Annotated in this window: 15 protein-coding genes and 1 pseudogene; 6 read left to right on the plus strand and 10 right to left on the minus strand. The window is 72.8% G+C overall.

Going from position 1 to position 19,331, the window contains the following annotated elements:
- Positions 1-150: 150 nt before the first annotated feature.
- The 4 genes and pseudogenes from G7070_RS17640 to G7070_RS06345 form a co-directional block, all read right to left on the minus strand.
- Entirely contained in the window at positions 151-396 is a 246-nt protein-coding gene (locus G7070_RS17640) for a hypothetical protein (protein WP_206079983.1), read from the minus strand.
- A 9-nt stretch (positions 397-405) separates the two neighbouring features.
- Positions 406-1,661 (minus strand): annotated as a pseudogene (locus tag G7070_RS06335) (2-oxoadipate dioxygenase/decarboxylase family protein); the annotation flags it as partial.
- A gap of 14 nt (positions 1,662-1,675) precedes the next feature.
- The gene (gene lat, locus G7070_RS06340) at positions 1,676-2,992 is read right to left on the minus strand and encodes an L-lysine 6-transaminase (RefSeq protein ID WP_166232847.1); all 1,317 of its coding nucleotides are present in this window, start codon (positions 2,990-2,992) and stop codon (positions 1,676-1,678) included.
- Positions 2,993-3,097: 105 nt separating this feature from the next.
- Positions 3,098-4,426, minus strand: a complete 1,329-nt coding sequence (locus tag G7070_RS06345) for a cytochrome P450 (RefSeq protein ID WP_166232849.1) — start codon at positions 4,424-4,426, stop codon at positions 3,098-3,100.
- A 335-nt stretch (positions 4,427-4,761) separates the two neighbouring features.
- Here G7070_RS06345 and G7070_RS06350 point away from each other — a divergent pair, with 335 nt between their 5' ends.
- Positions 4,762-5,370, plus strand: coding sequence for a CueP family metal-binding protein (locus G7070_RS06350; RefSeq protein WP_206079985.1), 609 nt, complete (start codon positions 4,762-4,764; stop codon positions 5,368-5,370).
- A gap of 341 nt (positions 5,371-5,711) precedes the next feature.
- On the opposite strand, the gene G7070_RS06355 is transcribed toward G7070_RS06350, so the two are convergent.
- Positions 5,712-11,201 (minus strand): ATP-binding protein, encoded by a 5,490-nt coding sequence (locus G7070_RS06355; protein ID WP_166232851.1) that lies wholly within the window; start codon positions 11,199-11,201, stop codon positions 5,712-5,714.
- A 576-nt stretch (positions 11,202-11,777) separates the two neighbouring features.
- On the opposite strand from G7070_RS06355, the gene G7070_RS06360 reads away from it, so the two are divergent.
- The 5 genes from G7070_RS06360 (at position 11,778) to G7070_RS06380 (ending at position 15,686) form a co-directional block, all read left to right on the plus strand.
- On the plus strand, positions 11,778-12,719 hold the full coding sequence (locus G7070_RS06360) for a uroporphyrinogen decarboxylase family protein (RefSeq protein ID WP_166232853.1): 942 nt from the start codon (positions 11,778-11,780) through the stop codon (positions 12,717-12,719).
- A 278-nt stretch (positions 12,720-12,997) separates the two neighbouring features.
- A complete protein-coding gene (locus tag G7070_RS06365; protein WP_166232855.1) occupies positions 12,998-13,228 on the plus strand; it encodes a hypothetical protein in 231 nt (76 codons plus the stop codon).
- A 172-nt stretch (positions 13,229-13,400) separates the two neighbouring features.
- A complete protein-coding gene (locus tag G7070_RS06370) occupies positions 13,401-14,270 on the plus strand; it encodes an endonuclease domain-containing protein (RefSeq protein WP_166232857.1) in 870 nt (289 codons plus the stop codon).
- A 14-nt stretch (positions 14,271-14,284) separates the two neighbouring features.
- A complete protein-coding gene (locus G7070_RS06375; protein ID WP_206079986.1) occupies positions 14,285-14,722 on the plus strand; it encodes a pyridoxamine 5'-phosphate oxidase family protein in 438 nt (145 codons plus the stop codon).
- 112 nt (positions 14,723-14,834) lie between these two features.
- Complete coding sequence (locus G7070_RS06380) at positions 14,835-15,686, plus strand: serine/threonine-protein kinase (RefSeq protein WP_166232859.1); 852 nt, start codon at positions 14,835-14,837, stop codon at positions 15,684-15,686.
- Here the strand turns inward: G7070_RS06380 and G7070_RS06385 are convergent.
- From G7070_RS06385 to G7070_RS06405, 5 genes are all read right to left on the minus strand, one after another.
- Positions 15,671-16,561 (minus strand): NAD(P)-dependent oxidoreductase, encoded by an 891-nt coding sequence (locus tag G7070_RS06385; RefSeq protein ID WP_206079987.1) that lies wholly within the window; start codon positions 16,559-16,561, stop codon positions 15,671-15,673. The two genes, G7070_RS06380 and G7070_RS06385, sit on opposite strands and share 16 nt — an antisense overlap.
- A gap of 165 nt (positions 16,562-16,726) precedes the next feature.
- Positions 16,727-17,134 (minus strand): GNAT family N-acetyltransferase, encoded by a 408-nt coding sequence (locus G7070_RS06390; protein ID WP_246227441.1) that lies wholly within the window; start codon positions 17,132-17,134, stop codon positions 16,727-16,729.
- A 111-nt stretch (positions 17,135-17,245) separates the two neighbouring features.
- On the minus strand, positions 17,246-17,857 hold the full coding sequence (locus tag G7070_RS06395) for a hypothetical protein (protein WP_166232861.1): 612 nt from the start codon (positions 17,855-17,857) through the stop codon (positions 17,246-17,248).
- A gap of 183 nt (positions 17,858-18,040) precedes the next feature.
- Positions 18,041-18,616 carry a TetR/AcrR family transcriptional regulator gene (locus G7070_RS06400; protein ID WP_166232863.1) on the minus strand — a complete coding sequence of 192 codons (576 nt, stop codon included), beginning with the start codon at positions 18,614-18,616 and terminating at the stop codon, positions 18,041-18,043.
- On the minus strand, positions 18,616-19,092 hold the full coding sequence (locus G7070_RS06405; protein ID WP_166232865.1) for a hypothetical protein: 477 nt from the start codon (positions 19,090-19,092) through the stop codon (positions 18,616-18,618). Before G7070_RS06405 ends, G7070_RS06400 begins: the two co-directional genes overlap by 1 nt.
- Positions 19,093-19,331 lie beyond the last annotated feature (239 nt).

The following is a 19,331-nucleotide window of genomic DNA, read 5'->3' on the forward strand; positions in this document are numbered from 1 at the left end:
GTCGATTGGGCCGAGTGGCCGATCCAGGCCAGTGCTCGTGATCGGTTCAGACGGCGATCGGCTCAGTGGTGGTGGTTTGTGCGGTCGGTGGGCGAGTTCGAGGGTCGATTCGGTCGGCGGTATCCGCTTCGGGCGCTCACCACGGCGAGGTCAGCGGGGCACCGTGGGGGCGCGTGGCTCGATGCGGACGCCCAGGGCGGCGCCGGCGTCCACCAGGGACGTCGCCTCCTCGGCGGCGTACAGCAGGTGCGGGTCGTGCACGGGGCGGTTCATCGCGCCGGCGAGCCAGTCCTCGTCGCGGTGCGCCCCCTCGCGCGTGGCGTCGCGGGAGCCCGCGCTGTCCAGGTTGGACGCGAAGATGCCGGCCGCCGAGCGCGGCAGGAAGTCCTCGTACACGATCGGCGTCCGGGTCAGCCAGCCGCCGGCGACGAGCTCGGACAGGGCGCGCGGGGGGTCGCCGGCCGGACGCTCGGGGCAGGCGCGTACGTGAAGTGCGCCAGGCCGGCGTCGGCGAGGCCCTGCTCGTCGGCGGGGAGCCGCTCGCGCCACACGGCCCGCAGCACGTCGGCGCGCTCGCCCGGCGTCGCGCCGACCGAGCGGGCGTCGGCGTCCGCGATCATGGCGTCGTAGAGGTCGCGGCCCGTCCGGGTGAGCGCGATGCCGCGCTGCTCCACCTCGCCGAACCGCACCGACAGCGCGCCCTCGACGATGGACCCGTCGCGCTCGCGGAAGCGGCGGCGCTCGGCGAGCGCCTTGAACGAGGTCTGGCGCAGCAGCACGTCGGGGCCGTCCCACAGCGGGGGTCCCTGCACCTCGTCGATCATCGTGATGCCGCGGGCGGTCATCCGGGCGTACAGATCGTCGATGTCGAGGACGCGCGGCGTGAGGTGGTTGATGTGGGTGGTGGGGACGCCGCCGATGTCGGCGGCCACGCCCGAGATCGCCGAGAGCCGCGCGTACCAGTCGCGGTCCACGGGGTCGTCGGCCAGTTCGAAGCAGGCGGTGGCCCCGCGGAGGAAGTCCTCGGCGTCGGCCTCCGACAGCCCGCCCTCGGCCTCGGCGCGGGCGGCCAGCGCGAGGACGTCGTCGCCGAACAGGGTGCGCGACGCCAGGAAGGCGTCCAGTTCCTCGGTGAGGTCGGGGTCGAAGTAGCGGCGGTCCTCGGTGACCAGCACCGACGTGAAGACCCGGAACGGGTTGAGCGCCAGCGCGTCGCGTCCGACGGGGCGGAACGCCGTGGAGACGATCGGGAGCGAGGTGGCCTCCGACCCGCGCAGGTCGTAGAAGCCGACCGGCTCCATGCCGAGCGCGGCGAAGATCTGGGCGACCTGCGCCAGCTCCTTGGCCGTCCCGACCCGGATCGCGCCGTGCCGCTCGGCGGTCACCCGGTCGATGCTGCCAAGCCGCTGGGCGGTGTCGGGGTGGGCCGCCAGGTGGTCCGCGTTGACCGCCGTGGACACCTCGACCAGCGTGTTGTAGGCGGGCACCTCGGTGCCGTACATCGCCGACAGCGACCGGGCGAACGCCGCCCGGAGCGCGTGGGTGTCGTGCATGTCACTCCCTTCCGCCGGGCTGCGTCGAGCCGGCTCGCCTCGCCGGGACGCCGCCCCGGCTGCCCGTCCTCCGGGGGGCTCCTGGGTTGTCCGTCGATCCTCCCCCATGTCGGGCGGGGACTCTAGCCCTCCAGCGCGGTCAGGACGCGGTCGGTCGCGTCCACGGCCCGGTCCAGTTCCTCGCGGGTCACGGTGAGGGCCGGGCGGAACCGGATGGTGCGCCGCCCCGACCCCAGCATGAGGACGCGCTCGTCGTCGCGCAGCCGGCGCAGGACCTCGTCGCGCGCGGCGGTGTCGGGCAGCGAGAGGGCGCACATCAGCCCCAGCCCGCGCGGATTGCTGGCGAACCGGTGGCGCAGGGCCAGGTCGCGGAGCCGCTCGAGCAGGTACGCGCCCTGGGTGCGGGCGTTCTCCAGGAGGTCGTCGCGCTCGATGATCTCCATGATCCGGCGCGCCCGCACCATGTCGGCGAGGTTGCCGCCCCAGGTGGAGTTGATGCGGCTGGGCACGCGGAACACGTTGTCGCGGACCTCTTCCACGCGCCCCCCGGCCGTGATGCCGCACACCTGCAGCTTCTTGCCGAACGCCATGATGTCGGGGGTGGTGCCGAGCTGCTGCCAGGCCCACGGCGTCCCGGTCATGCCGCCGCCGGTCTGCACCTCATCGAAGATGAACAGGGCGTCGTAGTGGTGCACGAGTTCCTTCATCGCCGCGAGGAACTGCGGCCTGAAGGCGTGGTCGCCGCCCTCGCCCTGGATGGGCTCCATGATGAACGCGGCGATGTCGTGGGGGTGCTCCTCGAAGGCGGCCTCCGCCTGTTCGAGGGTGTCGGCCTCGACGACGTCCATGTCGCGCTCGGAGGCCCAGTACGGGCTCGTGATGCGCGGCCAGCCGGGCAGCTTGGGGTAGCGGTCGGTCTTGTTGGGGTCGGTGTTCGTGAGCGTCATCGTGTAGCCGGTCCGGCCGTGGAAGGCGTCGGTGAGGTGCATGATCCGGCCGCCCAGGTCACGCGAGCGCCCCTCCGCCTCGTTGAGCCGCGACTTCCAGTCGAAGGCGGTCTTGAGGGCGTTCTCGACCGCGGGCGCGCCGCCCTCGATGAAGAAGTAGCGCGGGAGTTCGTCGGCGCCCATGACGCGGGCGAAGGTGTCCACGAAGCGCGCCAGGGCGACGGTGTAGATGTCGGAGTTGGAGACCTTGTTCAGGGCGGCCTCGAGGAGTTCGGCGCGGAACTCCTCATCCTCGGTGAGCCCGGGGTGGTTCATGCCGAGCGCGTTGGACGCGAAGAACGTGAACATGTCCAGGTAGCCGGTGCCGGTCTGTTCGTCGACCAGCGTCGTGCCGTGGGACGCCCGCAGGTCCAGCACCAGCGGGAACCCGTCCAGGAGCATGTGCCGTTCGAGCGTTTCGCGGACCCGGTCCGCCGGGAATCGGTCAGCCATTCTGCAGCCTAACGCGAGATCGGCCGCAAACTCTACGCTTCCGAGCGGTGTCGCCGGGCCATCTTGCGGCGACCCGCGTCACGGACGGCCGGGGCCGACGGCCGCTCAGCGGGTGGCGATCCGCATCCGCAGGCCGCCGGCGGGGCTCAGCGTCCCCTCCATCACCCACGCGGGCTGGCGCCCCACCATCCGGGGCGCGAACCGATGGGCGAGCACCGCGAGCAGGAGGTGGGATTCCAGCAGCGAGAAGTGGTTGCCGATGCAGACGCGCTCGCCCGTGGCGAACGGATGGTACGCCTGCGGATGCCGAGCCGCCTCGGCGTCCGGGGTGAACCGGTCGGGGTCGAACACCTCGGGGTCGTCCCAGAAGTCCGGATGCCGGTGCGTCCAGTAGGGCGACAGCATGACGGCGGTCCCGGCGGCGACGGGATGCCCGAGCACCGTGGCGTCCTCGACGGCGTCCCGGACGTAGAAGGGAGCGGCCGGGTAGAGGCGCAGCACCTCCTTGACCACCTGCAGCGTGTACGGCAGCGCGTGCAGGTCGGCGAGCGTCGGCGTCCGGTCGCCCAGGACGTCGTCGAGCTCGGCGTGCAGCCGGGCCGCGACGCGGGGGTTCGCGGCCAGCGCCGCCCACGTGGCGGACAGGGTGCGCGCCGTGGTCTCGTGCCCGGCGAAGAACATGGTGATCGACTCGTCGCGCAGCAGCGACTCCGCCATGGGGACGCCGTCGGCGTCGCGGGCCTCCATCAGCCGGGCGAGCAGATCACGCGGGACCTCGTCCGCGGGCAGGGCGCGGCGCTGGGCGATCACGTCGTCGATGAAGGCGTGCACGGCGGCGCGCGCCCGGCGGTACCGGTGGCGGGACGGCGTCGGGATCGCGTCGGGCAGGTGCGGACCCATCCGGGCCGTCGCGTAGCGGATCATCGTCTCGACCTGGCTCTTGAGCGCCACGATCTCGGCGGCGGCGGCGGTGCTGAAGATCGCCCGCAGGATGATCGCCGCGGTGAGTTCCATCATCTCCTCGCCCATGTCGACGACCGCGCCGTCGGCCGCCAGTCGCTCCCAGCGCCCCCGGACGCGGGTGGCGTCGGCGAGCATCGCCTCGGCGTAGGCCCCGACGGCCTTCGGCGTGAACAGCGGCGCCATGAGCTTGCGCTGGCGGCGCCACAGCGTGCCGGTGCTGGCGACCAGCCCCTCCCCGGTGAGGTAGCGCCGGACGCCGTCGTAGCTGGCCGCCTTGTCGAAGCTGCGGCGCTGCGTGAGGTTGACCTCGCGGACGGCGTCGGGGTGAACGGCGAGGAGCAGACCGCCGACCCCCAGGTCCATCTCGAACAGGTCGCCGTGCGTCCGCCACAGCCGCTCGGTCTGGGCCAGGAACCCGCGGCGCGCGAGCCCGGCGAGGTTCCCGACGGCGCCGGCGCGAGGGATCGTCATGACGCGAGCCTAGGCGGAGCGTCCGCGCGGCCACGCGGGCGGCCCGGCGCCGGCTCCGCGCCTCGAAGGCTGTCAGGCCGGACCGCCAGCTCGCTCCAAGGTCACCGACGAGGTACACGCCTGCCCGCCGCGACGGGTCGTCACAGCGGTCATGCCGAGCCGGCGCGTACGTCCGCACCCCATGGCGCCGACGTGCCGAGCGTGCCGCGTCCGCGGCGGTGGCGTTGTAGGGCGGTCCCTCGCGGCGGGTGGGCGAGGTGCCGATCGGGTCGCCATACCGGCCCGGGGTATGTAAACTACGCGGCGTAGGAGACACTCGACCCGAGAGATCACCCATGAGCCTGAAGCATCTGACCCTCGCCCTCGCCGGTGTCGCCGCGCTCGCGGTCCTGGCCGGCTGCACCGGCGCGCCCGCGGCGTCCGCCCCGGCGACGAAGCCCGCGACCCAGACCACCTCGGCGGCGGGCGACCCGAGCGCCGTCCTCGCCTCGATGGGATTCACCGGGATGTCCGGCGAGCAGATCGTGGAGAAGATCGACCAGGACTCGTCGGCCCGGCCGCTGGCGATGAAGGCGTCCGTGCGACCCGACAAGGTCGTGCTCGGCAACGCTCAGGGCGAGGTCGTCGTTCCCCTCAAGGACAAGGGCTTCTACCTGTCGATCGCCCCGTTCGCCCGGCAGACCCACGAGTGCTACTTCCACAGCCTCGCGACGTGCAAGGGCGAGATGGTGAGCACGCCGGTCCACGTCACGATCAAGGACGCCGCCGGCGCGGTCCTGGTCGACGAGGACACCACCACCTACGCCAACGGCTTCGTCAGTTTCTGGCTGCCGCGGAACATCGCCGGCACCGTCACGGTCACCGCGGATGGCCGGACGGGCACGGTCCCGTTCGCCACCGGCGCCGAGGACGCCACCTGCCTGACCACGCTGCAGGTGAAGTAGGCGCCCACCTCACGAACCAGACGCCTCTGGTGGGTGCAGTCGCCCCCGTTCGGTGCAGTCGCCCCCGATCGGTGCAGTCGCCCCCGTTGCAGCGCGGGCGACTGACTTGATCGGGGGCGGCTCGTTTCGAGTGCGGGCCGTTGGTCCCAAGCGTGGGCGGCTCGTTCAAACGGGGGCGGCTCACTCCGGCTCGCGAGTGACCCCGTCGCAGACGCGGGCATCCGTCCCAGACGCCCCCATTCGGTGCAGTCGCCCCCGTTCCAACGCGGGCGACTGACTTGATCGGGGGCGACCCGTCCCAAACGCGGGCGACCCGTCCCAAACGCGGGCGCGACGCCCGCTCAGCGGGCCTGGAACGCCTCGATGGTCTCCACGATCGCCGGGCGGAGCTCCGCGGGGGTGATGACGCGGTCCACCGAGCCGACCTCCACCGCGCGGTGGATGGAGTGCTTGGCGTCGAACTCGCCGGCCATCTCCGAGATCTTCTCCGCGCGCACCGCGCCCCGCACGTCGGCCAGCTCCAGCTGGACCGCCGCCCGCTCGGACGCCGGGGCGTCCCGCAGCCGCTCCTCCAGGGACGCCACCCGCGGGTCGGACGCCGTGCGCTTGGCGACCTCGCCGGCGAACACGACCGCGGCCGCGGGCGCGCCGCCGAGCACCGAGGCGAACGAGCCCTCGATCGCCAGCACCGTCATGTTCTCGTTGAGCCGCTTGGAGAACACCACGAACGCGCCGCCGTGGTACCGCGAGATCACCACGAAGACGATGGGGCCCTCGAAGTTCACGATGGCCCGGCCGATCTCGGCGCCGTACTCCAGCTGCAGGTTCCGCATCGACTCCGGCGAGCCGTCGAAGCCCGACAGGTTCGCCAGCACCACCAGCGGCCGGTTCCCGGACGCCGCGTTGATGGCCCGTGCCGCCTTCTTCGAGGAACGCGGGAACAGCGTGCCGCCCGTGTAGGTGTCCGGTCCGTCGGTGGGCGGGAAGCCCTGCCGCGGCACCGGCTTGGACTCGATGCCGAGCACGCAGACCGGGTGGCCGCCGATGCGGGCGTCCATGACGACGGCCGTCTCGGCGTCCGCCATGCCGGCCCAGCGCTCGACGCGCGGGTGGTCGGCGTCGCACACCGCCGCGATCACGGTGCGGATGTCGAACGGCTTCTTGCGGTCGGGGTTCTTCGCCACGGAGAAGATCTCCCCGACCGTCGCGAACTCCGAGCCCTCCACCGCGTGCGGGAAGTCCGAGATGTCGCGGTCGACCGGGTCCGACGTCACGGCGCGACGCGGCCCCGACTCGCCCGGCACCACGTAGGTGTGGTCGTAGTGGCTGAGCAGGATGCCCATCGCCGCCCCCAGGTTCGGCGCCCAGTACTGCGCCTGACCGTTGGGGCCCATGACGCGGTCGTAGCCGCCGATGCCGAAGTTGTCCTCGGCCGAGACGCCTCCGGAGAAGTCCAGCGACTGCTTGCCGGTCAGCACCATCGCCGAGTCCGGCGTCATCACGAGGATGCCCTTGGTGTGCATCAGCATGGTCGCCTCGGCGTTCCAGTACGGCTGCGCGCCCACGTTGATGCCGGCCACGACCACGTTGATCTCGCCGCCGTCCTGGGTGAAGTGCACGATGCGGCGCAGCGCCGCGGCCACCCAGTCCATGTTCTCGGTGCCCGACTCCATCGACACCCGGGCGCCCGACGAGAGCGTGAACCACTCCACCGGGACCCCGCGCTCCTCGGCCAGATCCAGCGCCGCGATGATCCGGCTGCACTCGGGCTCGGCGACCGCGCCCAGCCCCTTGGTCGGGTCGCCCGACAGCACGATGCGGGTGATGCCCTCGGGGTGCAGCGCCGTCGGCGTCGTGACCTCGGCCACGATGATGCCCGCCTTGTTCTGGCCGGGCGCGCGGTCCACCGGGGCGAGGCGACCCGAGGCGTCCAGGTCGAGCTCGGTGAGGCGGCCGCCCTCGCCGGCCAGGGACGCCGACAGTTCGTAGGGGTAGACCAGGCCGCGGCGCCGCGCGCGCAGCACCTTGGTGGCGTAGTCGTCCAGCGGCTTGAGGCGCTGGTTCGGCGGCGCGGTGATGGACGCCGTCACCCCGGCCCCCGGCAGCGCGTGGAAGCGCACCGCGATCGGGACGCTGCGGCCGTCCGGGCGGACGTAGCGGCCCTGGCACAGCACCTCCTCGATGCCGGCGCCGTCCGACAGCGGTGTGATCTTGGTCTGCAACGCGGCGATCTCCTCGAGTTCGACGTCGAACTCGGGCCACACGTGCACCCACACGTAGTTCATGTCGAGCTTGCTGCCGGCCTGGCCCCGCTCGGCGCGGGTGCGCCGGATCGCCTCCAGCCCGTTCTCGACCGCGCGCTCGGCGTGCGGCAGCGCGAGCAGCTTGCCGTCGGCGTCCCGCAGGGCGGCGAGCTGGCGGACCTGCGCCATCGCGACGAGCCGGCGGTCGTCCGGGTTGGTCTTGGCGACGCACTCGAACAGGACGACGTCCTCCGGCGCGGGCAGTCGCGTGAGGTCGAAGTCGCGCAGGCGCCACAGGTCGAGGCGCCGGGCGAGCATCGAGTGCATGCCGCGCATGTTGAGGTCCTCGGAGAACGCGCCCGAGGCCTCGGGGCGGAAGCTGCGGTACTCGACGGTGCCGTCCGGGGTGCTGATGCCCACCAGCACCCGCCGGACGCCGCCGTCCCAGTCCCAGGTCGCCAGCGTCCGCTCGAGCTCGGCGGTCACCCCGGCCGGGTCCGCGCCCTGCGGCCAGGCGACGTACAGCTCCACGACCGCCTCGTCGCCCGGACGCCGGCGCACGAGCTGGTCGGTGACCGCCGCGGCGAGCGGGCCGCCCGCGTCCAGCTCGGACGCCAACCCCAGCGTCGAGACGAAGCGCGTGGGGCGGTCCTCGATCTCGTACTCCGCCGTGACCACCGCGCGGCCGTCCACGACCTGCCGCTCGACGTCGTGCAGCTTGAAGTCGCCGTAGTACTTGCGCAGCAGCACCTCGAGCATGGGCTCGTGGGCGGGGACGCCGTCGCGTCCCAGGCGCTCGGCGAGGAAGCTCGCGGTCCACTCCGGGATGTCGGCCAGCGCCGCGACGCGGGCGTCGTGGTCGGGGGCGTCGGGGTGCGCCGCCAGGTCCGCGACCTCGTCGGCGACGCCCGCCAGGACCGTCGCGCGGTCGGCGTCCACCTGGGGCTGGTCGAACCAGCGGAACCGGATCGAGCGGGCCAGGTCGCCGACGGCGGGGAACCGGAGCTGCGTGGCGCGGACGAGCCGCTCGAGGCGGGCGCGCGCGGAGGCGGCCTGCTCGGCGTCCGGGGCGGGCTCGGAGATCCAGCGGTCGAGGATCCGCAGCACGATCGGCAGGTCGACGGCGCCGCGCTTCTGCGCGAGGAAGACGCGGAAGACGGCCTCCTCCAGCTCGGCGGTGCGGTCGAGGGAGTCGACGCCGTAGTGGCGCAGCACGGTCCGCAGCCGCTCGAGGAACTGCTCGGGCAGGGCGGCGCGGTCGGCGTCCAGGGTCGTCAGGTAGCGGTGGAAGTGCTCGCGGTCGGAGTGGATGCGGAGCTCCATGTTGACCTGCTCGCCCAGCGGCCGGTTGCGGTTGAGGGCGGCCAGGTCGGCGAACAGCCCGATCAGCTCGATCTCGCCGGACAGCACGTCGCCGCCGGCGGCGCGCACCTCCTCGCGGGCGGCGAGGTAGTCGGTGAGGGTCCGGGCGTCCGGGTCGATGTCGTAGCCCATCAGGATCGCCGACAGGCCGGCGCGCAGCCGGTCGGCGCGGGCGGCGGCGTCGGCGTCCCCCGGGACGGGCGGCAGTTCGACGGCGGCGGTCACGACGGCCTGCTCGGCGGTGCCGTCGCCCAGCGGCTCGAGCCGGACCAGCGGCGCCATGGTCTCGACCTGGGAGCCGGTCATGACGTGCAGTTCCTTGACGCGCGCATCGAACGGCGACGGGATGACGGTCTCCATCTTCATGGACTCCAGCACCACGACCGGCGCCCCCGCCGCGACGGTGTCCCCGACCGCGACCGGGGTGGCCACGACGAGCGCCGGGGCGGGCGAGCGCAGCACGCCGCCCTCGTCGCGCGAGACGCGGTGCATCACGTTGTTCACCTCGACGAGGTGGACCGGCCCGTGCGTCGCGCTGACCAGGCGGTACGGCACGCCGTTGACGCGGATCCGCCCGTGCACGTCGTCGAGGCGCTGCACCTCGACGTCGGCGGGCAGCCCGTCGACCACGACGCGGTACTGCGCCGGGCCCGTGTTGAACGCGGTGACGTGGTGGGTGGCGCCGCGCAGCTTGAGGTCGACGGTGACGCCGGAGGCGTGCTGGGTCTGCGGCCGGCCGCCGCGGGCGGTCTCCAGCAGGCGCTCGGCCTCGACCGCCGTCGTCTCCTCGTACGCCTCGATCGCGGCGGCGACCAGGGCGACGCCCGCGTGGGCGTCCGCCACGAGGCCTCCCTCGGCGCGGACCCGGTCGATCCAGCCGGTGTCGGCCCAGGCGACGCCCTCGGCGCCGATCACCTCGGGCTGGTCGAGCAGTTCGAGGACGAAGCTCTTGTTGGTGGCGCCGCCGTCGATGACGACGGTCGTCTCGGACAGGGCGCGGCGCAGGCGTCCGAGCGCCTCGGCGCGGGTGCGGCCGTAGGCGATGATCTTGGCGATCATCGAGTCGAAGTCGGCGGGGATCGAGTCGCCCTCGGCGACGCCGGTGTCGACGCGGATGCCGGGGCCGGCGGGCAGGTCGAGCCGGGTGATGAGCCCCGGCGCGGGCGCGAAGTCGCGGTCGGGATCCTCGGCGTTGAGCCGGGCCTCGACGGCGTGGCCGAGCTCGGTGGGCCGCTCGGTCAGCGGCCGGCCGGACGCCACCGCGATCTGCGCCTTCACGAGGTCGAACTCGTTGGTGACCTCGGTGATGGGGTGCTCGACCTGCAGGCGGGTGTTGACCTCGAGGAAGGCGAACTGCTCGTCGGTGGGGTGGTAGAGGAACTCGACGGTGCCCGCGCCCTTGTAGTCCACGGCGAGGGCGAGCCGCTCGGCGGACGCCTTGAGCGCGTCGGTCTGGTCGGGGCGCAGCAGCGGCGAGGCGGACTCCTCGATGATCTTCTGGTTGCGTCGCTGCACGGTGCAGTCCCGGACGCCGAGGGCCCAGGCGCTGCCCTGGCCGTCCGCGATCACCTGGACCTCGACGTGGCGGGCCCCCGTGACGAGCTTCTCGAGGAACACGACGCCGGACCCGAACGCGCGCTCCGCCTCGTCGCGGGTGCGCTGGTAGGCGTCGGTGAGGTCCTCGGGGCCGTCGACGCGCCGGATGCCCCGGCCGCCGCCGCCCGCCGTGGCCTTCAGCATGAGCGGGTAGCCGATCCGGTCGGCGGCCTCCAGGGCGGCATCCAGGGTGTCGACGCCACCGCGCGACCAGGGCGCGACCGGGACACCGACCTCCTCGGCGATCAGCTTGGAGCCGATCTTGTCGCCGAGCTTGCGCATGGCGTCGCCGCTGGGTCCGATGAAGGTGATGCCCAGCGACTCGACGAGGTCGGCGAACGCGGCGTCCTCGGCGACGAAGCCCCAGCCGACCCACACGGCGTCTGCGCCCGCGCGGGTCAGGGTGTCGGCCAGCAGCCGATGGTTGAGGTAGGGACGCTCGGAGGCCGGGCCGAGCGGGTAGGCCTCGTCGGCCTCGCGCGCGAACATCGCGGAGCGTTCGGCGTCGGTGTACAGCGCGATCGTGGTGATCGGCTCGGCGTCGGGGTGTTCGGCGTTGAGGTCCCGGACCGCGTGGATGAGCCGCATGGCGGCCTCGCCTCGGTTGACGATGGCGATGCGCTGGAACACTGGGCCTCCTGAGGTACGACGGCGTCCACGGGAGGGCGCGGCGAGCCGCGCCCGATGAGGACTGAGGACGAATCTTGCACCGATGCGCGGCGGTGGCGAGTCGGCGCGACGGGGCGTCGATCAGGTTGCGGCATTCAACCGGTTGCTTCCCAACGTGCTCCGACGAACTTTGTGGGGTCCCCACAAACCGCCCGCCTCGTCACGGCGCGCTGCCGGCGCATTGCGTCGACGGGCGGAGCGGCGCCAACGCGGCCGAACTCCACGTCGTCCCACGTGATGAAGATCGGCAGCGCCAGCCCGATCTCCTTGATGGTCGCGGCCCGCCGATCACTCGGGCCCGCCGGGCGCGATGGAACCATGCCGACCAAACGCTCCCGTCGACCACCCCTCGGGCCGGTACGCAGATGGCGGCGCCGGCGGGTGCCGAGCCCGCCGGCCGATGCTCTCAAATCTCGGGGTGCGCCGGGAGCACGTGCCCGCTCAGTTCGGACGTGTTCGCCGTACTCAGACCGGGGAGGCGCGGTCAGGCCTAGGGTGCTCGGCAACACCGCACAGCACAGATCGGAGCACTCGGCCATGAACAAGCGTCAGGTCCTGGACGACGTCCTCGCCGGCCGCCCGACGGTCGGCGTTCCCACGCTCTTCTGGAAGCACTTCGCTGGCGACGACGCGCTCGGGGACGCAGCTGTCCGGGCGCATCGGGACTGGGTCACCGCGACCGACCCGGTGCTGATCAAGGTCATGAACGAGCAGCTCTACCCCGTCGCACCCGACTGGGAGTCCGTGGCACCGTACCGAGTCGACGAGCCCCGCTTCCAGGAGCAGCTGCGGGTCGTGCGGGCACTGGTCGAGGAGTACGGCGAAAGCCACCAGGTCTTCGTCACCATGCACGGGGTGGTCATCTCGGCGTTCCACTCGACCGGCGTCCCGGGCTACGAGCCGAACCGGATGCTCGTGTCGAAGGCGCTGCGGGAGCAGACCGAGGCCGTGGACGCCGCCTACCAGACGGTCGCAGAAAGCCTGATCGCTCACGCCGAGGCCTACCTGGACGCCGGCGCCGACGGCATCACCTACGCCGCCTTGGGCGGAGAGCGCTCGAACTTCACCGCCGACGAGTTCGCCCGCCACGTCCGCCCGCGGGATCTCGCCGTCCTCGAGGCGATCGGGGACGCCGGCGGCACGCGCATGCTCCACCTGTGCAAGGACGACCTCGACATCGATCGCTTCCGCGGCTACCCCACGGAACTGGTCAGCTGGGGCGCCCGCCTCAACGACATCTCCTTCGAGCGTGCCCGCGCGCTGTTCCCGGACGCGACCCTGGTGGGCGGGATCGCCAGCGACGACCCTCTCTTCGCGGGTGGGCCGCAGGCGGACCGCGACCCGGACGCCACGATCGAGCGGGTCGTGGCCGAGAACGGCGGCAGGGGACGCCTGATCGTGGGCGCCGACTGCAGCCTCCCCGACCAGACCGCCGGCCGGGATGTCGGCGTCCTGGCCGCGGCGGCCGCCCGGGCATAGACCGGACGGCCCGGCGGGTCGGAGCGCTCCCGTTCGGCGCTCCGACCCGCTCCCGGGCGAGAAGGCGCGGGAGCTCGGCACCGCGCCGGGGCAACGGGGGAGCGTCCGCAGGCCCAAACCCTTCGGCCCCAGCACCTCCGACCGCGGCCCCGCGATGCGGGCGCGCGCCTCGTCCCCGGCGCTCCCCCCGTCTGCATCGCCCGGGCGGGACGGACCGTCCTCGTATGCTGGCGTCGTGTCCACCTCCTGCGTGCCCACCGCCTTCGGGAGGGCGTGACGTGCCCGCCCGCTACCTGACGACGAACCCCTGCGAGGACGCCTGCGGCACCGTCGAGACCGACCGGCGCGTCGAGGACGCCCCCGTCTACCGCTGCCCCGGGTGCGACTCCGAATGGATCGAACTCGGCGAGCGCACTCCCCCGGCGTCGCGGCCCACCACTGCGCCACGACCTGCCGCCGAGCGCACCGCCGACGCGCCGCGTCGGCCCGCGGGGCCTTCCGGCGACTGATCCCCGCCTCGACCGGGCGCTCGGGAGCGGAAGAATCAACAACGACGCACTCGCCGCCCGAACCCCCGGCATCCGCCCTTGTGGGTTTTCCTCAGATCGGCGCGACTGCGCGATTCTTGATTTTCTCGGTGGACAGCGACTCCCGCGGCCGCCGTCGGCCCAACCGTGAGGTGTGAAACCCGACCTGCGCCTGTTGTTCGACTCCGATGTCATCGTCACGCGGCGTGACCACCCCCAGTGGGCGAATCAACTCACGCACGGGAGCCGCGTGGGCGAGATCGTCGCACTGCTCCCCGGCGTGTACTGCCGCGCGAGCGTCGCCGCCGAGATTCCGGTGCGGCTGTTGGCCGTCATCCGCGCCGACCCGAACAGCGTGCTGACCCACGGCGCGGCCGCCCTGGCGGGGTACGACCCGCACCGGCCCTGCCCCTCGCCCATCGTCGCCGCGGCGCCGCACCGCGCCTCGAAATGGCCCCTGGCCCACTTCGAGCGCCGGCGCATCCCCGCGGAGTGGACCCACCGGTTCCGCGGCCTGCGGTTCACCCATCCCGCGTGGACCGCCCTCGACCTGGCCGCGACGGAGGGGCCCCGGGCGATCGACGAGGCATTGCGGCTCGGGGTGCCCCTGGACGCGATGGAGGCCGCGCTCGCGGCTCGCCCCGGACGCCGCGGCAACCTGCAGGTCCGGGACTGGCTGGCCGAGTCGCGGGACCGGCCGTTCTCCTTCGCCGAGCGGGCCGCCCACCTCGCACTGCGGGACGCCGGCGTCGAGGGCTGGCGCGGCAACCTGCGGCTCCGGCTGTCCGGACGCGACGTGATCCTGGACATCGCCTTCGAGGCCGAACGGCTGGCGGTCGAGATCGACGGCTTCGCGTTCCACTCCTCGGCCAAGGCGTTCAACCACGATCGCCTGCGGGACGCGGACCTGATGGCCGCCGGCTGGGCGGTGCTCCGCCTGCCGGCGAGCCTCGTCCTCGACGAACCCGACCGGTTCGTGCGTCTCGTTCGGCGGGCCCTGAGCCACCGCGGACGCGGGGAGTGAGGCAGGCTGGGGACGTGGCCACCTTCTACGACAGCATCGAACCGCAACTGGAGGCGTTCATCGCGCGGCAGCACATGTTCTTCGTCGCCACCGCCGCCCCCGACGGACGCGTGAACGTGTCCCCCAAGGGGCTGGACAGCTTCCGCGTGCTCGGCCCGAACCGGGTCGCGTGGCTCAACGGCACCGGGTCGGGCAACGAGACCGCCGCGCACGTCGCCCTCCTGCCCCGCATGACCCTGATGTTCTGCGCGGTCGAGGGCAAGCCCTGGATCCTGCGGCTGTACGGGACGGCCCGGACGTGCAGCCGCCCGACGCCGAGTGGGACGACCTCGTCGGCCTGTTCCCCCCGATGGGAGGCGCGCGCCAGGTCTTCGTGGTGGACGTCGACCAGTGCCAGACCTCCTGCGGCTTCGGCGTCCCGCTGTACGGGTACGAGGGCCAGCGCGACCTGATGCCGAAGTGGGCCGCGACCAAGGGCACCGACGGCGTCGCCGCTTATCAGCGCAGCAAGAACTCCGTCTCGATCGACGGTTTCGACGCCGACCTGCGCCAGGCGCCGCCCGCGTGAGCCCGCTGCCCGGCGACGCGCACGTCGCCTGGGTGGACGGGCTGCCCGTCCGCCTGCGCGAGCCGCACGACCTGACGTTCCTGGCACGCTGGGGACGCGTGACCGCGGTGTTCGACGACCAGGACTCCGGGAATCTCGGCTTCCGGATGTCCGGCCCCGACGGCGACCGCTTCGTGAAGTACGCCGGGGCGGCGACCGTGCGGTTCGCGGGACGCATTCCCGACGCGGTCGCCGCCCTGCGCGCCGCCGAGAGCGCCTACCGCGACCTGGCGCATCCCACCCTGATCGCGCTGCGCGAGGGCGCGGCCGTCGGGAACGGGTACGCGCTGGTGTTCGACTGGTTCGAGGGGGTCAGCCTGGGGCTCCAGTACCAGCAGCGCGACCGCCTCGCCCACCTGGACGCCGCACGGCGGGCGGGCGTGGTCCAACAGTTGTACGACTTCGCCGCCGCCGTGGCCGGACGCGGCTGGGTCGCGGTGGACCTCTACGACGCCTCCCTGATGGTCGACCCGACCACCGGACGCCTCGGCGTCTGCGACATCGACTTCTTCCGGCGCGCCCCCACGCACAACGACATGGGGCGGATGTGGGGCTCCGCCCGCTTCATGGCGCCCGAGGAGTACGAGCGGGGCGCCGTTCTCGACCAGGTCACGAACGTGGTGGCCCTCGGCGGGCTCGCGCACACGCTGCTCGGGGACGACCGCACCAAGGACCGGGCGGCCTGGCGCGGGTCCGCGGCCCAGTGGGACGTCGCCGCCCGGGCCCTGCGGCCCGAGCGCGAGCGGCGCTGGCCGTCGGTCGCGGCGCTCGCCCTCGCGTGGCGCGCGGCGACTCAGCCCAGCCAGTAGCCGGGATCCGACACGTCGGCGTCGTAGTGGGCCAACAGGGCGGCCGAGTCGGCGGCGTCCAGGCCTCGGGAGCGCAGCCAGCGGTGCACCTCCGCGGACGCGGCCGTCAGCGGCACGGGGACGCCGGCGCCGCGCGCGGCCTCGGTGGCACCGTCGAGGTCCTTGATCATGTTGCCGATCCGCCCGGTGACGGTCGGGTCCGCGGTGGCGAACTTCACGAAGAACTCCTGCAGGAGCGGGGAGTCCGCGCGTCCGCCGGACAGCGCCCCGCGGACGACCTCCGGGTCGAGCCCGCGGGCGCGCACCAGGGCGGCCACCTCGGCCAGGGCGTTCATGTGGACGCCGACGATGATCTGGTTCAGCAGCTTGACGGTCTGCCCGGCGCCGGACGGGCCGCAGTGCGTCATCCGGGCCGCGACCGCCGCGAGCACCTCGCGGGCGCGGGCCACGTCGGCGTCCTCGCCGCCGAGCATCAGCGTGAGCGTCCCGGCCAGCGCCGCGGGCGCACCGCCGGACAGGGGCGCGTCCACCCAGGCGCGGCCCGATTCGGCCGCCCGCGCCGCGAACCGGGCGGTGGCGTTCGGGTCGATGGAGGACATGTCGATGACCAGGGTGTCGACCGGACCGGTGGCGGCGCCGCCTCCGCCGAAGGCGGCCGTCTCGACGATGGGCGCGTTCGGCAGGGACAGGATCACCACGCCGCCGGCCGCGGCGTCCATCGGGGTGTCGGCGGCGCGGGCGCCGGCCTCGACGGCCCGCGCGACCGCCTCGGGGTTCACGTCGAACGCGGCCACCTCGTGCCCCGTCTCGAGCAGCCGCGTGAGGATCGCCGTCCCCATCACGCCGAGCCCCACCAGTCCCACCATCGCCGTCATGGCTCCCCCTCGTCGAGTGCGTGGGACAACGCTAGTGGAGGCCGACGCTCCGCCCGGACCGGTCCAGCGTCCGCATCGCCTCCCAAGCTGCGGCCGTTGAGGTCCGCAACGAGAAGGGCAGCCCAGAACGGACGATCCCCGTCCGCCTGCACGGAGACGAAACGCCTAGATGAGCCGCAGCAGGCCGGCCGCCGTGGGTCGCATCCCGCACCCGCGCTCGTAGAACTCCACGAGGTGCGGCTCGTAGTCGGCGTGGAGCCAGTGGCAGCCCCGACGGCGGGCCTCCGCCGCGGCACGACGCACGAGCGACGCACCGATACCGCGTCCCTGCAGGTCGGGGGCGACGCACGTGTCGAGCAGGAAGGCGTGGACGCCGCCGTCCCCGATCACGTTCACGAATCCGACGAGGTCCCCGTTCAGGGTCGCGGCGATCCAGAACAGGCTGTGGCGTTCCAGCCGCTCCCGCCACGGCGCACCGAGGGGCGAGCCGCCGAACGCCGCCGCGTGCAGGGCGTCCAACTCGGCGTCGTCCAGGGGCGGGCTCAGGTCGTAGGTCAGGCCGGTGGGGGTCACCACCCCATCATCACGCCACCGCTCGCGCTCCGACCAGCAAGGGCAGGTGCCATCCGGCAGTTCGTGCGGGACCGCCAGGGCAGATGCCCCTGGTCGATCGCGTCGAACCGGCTAGTCGCCGGCTCGTTCCCGGGCGATTCCAGCGAGGGTGACGAGCAGGTGGGCGTAGCCCAGCGCGTCGTCGAGGGCTCGGTGGGTGTGCTCCACGTCGCCGAACCACGCGGCCGGAAGCGAGCCGGGGGTCACCTCGGCGGCGGGGCGGCCCGTGATGGCGGCAGCGTAGCTGCGGATGCACACGGGGACGCCGGCGAAAAGCCGATCGGCCTCGTACGGGCCCTGCGCGATGCCGTAGCGGGTGAACCGGCGCAGGTAGCGGTCGATCCAGCCGCCGTCGAAGGCGACCGGGGACGCGGCGAACACCGCCGGCCCGGGGAGAGTTCGCACCCAGGTCACGTAGTCAGCCATCACCTCCGGGATCGGGCGGGGCGCCGAGGTCGCGGCCGCCAGCACCTCGGGCTGCGACTGGAACCACGCCCACGTGCCGGCGTCCGGAGCGGCGCCAGGCAACTCCTCGAGGACGGCCTCGAACTGGCCATGTTCGGTGCCGTCCATCGTGACCGCCACCGACGCGAAGGACCGCATCGAGTTCGCCCCGTACCACGGTCCGTCGACCTCGATGTCCGTCACCACGTAGATCCAGCCGTCGTCGCCCTCGTGCTCCATGCCAGGAGTGTTTCAGGTCGTACGACTCCGGGAGTGGGACCATGCATCAGACCTCGCCACACGGGTACCGCATGGCAACCCTGGCGGGGCGACCCCATCCTCCTGAACCTGCAGGAGAAATGGGCGGCGCCACGTGCGGCATCCTGACCGAACTTCCACCTCGGGATGCCTCCCGGAGGGTCTTCACACCGACGGAACACCCGGTTGACCCGCGGACCACATCGCCGTCAGGAGCGTGGGCAAGCGCGCGGCCGTCGCGGCTTGTGTCTCGGGTCGCGCGAGCACGAACTCGTCCACGGCGGCGAGCACGGCGCTGGTCAACCGGAGCATGATCTCGCGGTCCTCGGCGCGCACGAGGCCCAGATGCACGGCGTCCTCGATCAGAGCGGGCGTCCAAGCGTCCGCCGGCGGCACCTCGGCCGCGAGCAGAGCCCGATCGTCCGGATGGCGCGCGAGGTGGTCGGCGAGCCTGCCGGCGACGTCATGGAACTGCTGCCAGAAGGCGGACACCTCGGCCGACGGTTCCCACGCACCGAGGACGTCCGCAAGCCGTGCCAGGACGTCGGCGCGCACGGCCCCGTAGAGATCCGCTTTACCGTCGAAGTAGTGGTACGCGGAGGTTTTCGATATCCCGGCCTCGGCGATGATCCGGTTGTAGGACGCCTCCGAGAATCCGTCTCGTGCGAAGTGGGTGCGGGCGACGTCGAGCACCGCAGCCCGCGCCTCGGGAGCGAGCCGGTCGAATCGCGGCAGCGGCATCAGCCGAGCCTCCTCATGGTCGTGGCCGTCAGCGCCCAGTGAACCACCCAGAGGACGATCGCGAGCATTCCCCCGAGCAGCCCCACCTTCCCCGGGAGCAACGAGACCAACTGCGCGGCGCACCAGCCGTAGCCGAGCCGCCGCCACGCGCGTGTGACACCGGCACTCGCATGGTCGCCCAGCGCCGCCCCGACGCGCTCGATGATGAAGAAGTCCTCGATGAAGTTGTAGGGAATCGCGAACATCCACCACACCGACGCCGGGCGCGCCATCCCGACCCGTCTCGCGAGTCGGTGCAGCGCCCCGCAGTAGAGCGCGACGAGGGCGAAGAACCCGACGACGATCGCCAGATTGCCGGGGAACGGCACGATCAGGATCTCGCCGAGCACGCCGGCCCCCCACTGCGGCGCCCAGAGCGGATAGGTGAGCAGTGCCGTGACCACCAGCGTCCCCAGGATCCGAAGCGTCGCGCGCATGCAGGAGAGTGTACTACCGGTACACACCAGCAGTCCCCTCGGGGCGCGATGGAGCAGGAGGCGCCGAGGGGAGCCGGCAGAGCCCGCAGGCCGGCGTCGCGAGGTCGAGGACGTGGAGCGTCCAGCGCGCCCACCTTCGCGCAGTCCTCCGCGCGTCCTCACGCGACCCGACCGTCCAACAGGCTCCCCCACTCCGCGCACCGCCCTGGGCGAATCACATGGGTGTGATCTGTGCACAG

Origin of the sequence: Propioniciclava coleopterorum (assembly GCF_011393335.1) — a bacterium.
Lineage (GTDB): Bacteria > Actinomycetota > Actinomycetes > Propionibacteriales > Propionibacteriaceae > Propioniciclava > Propioniciclava coleopterorum.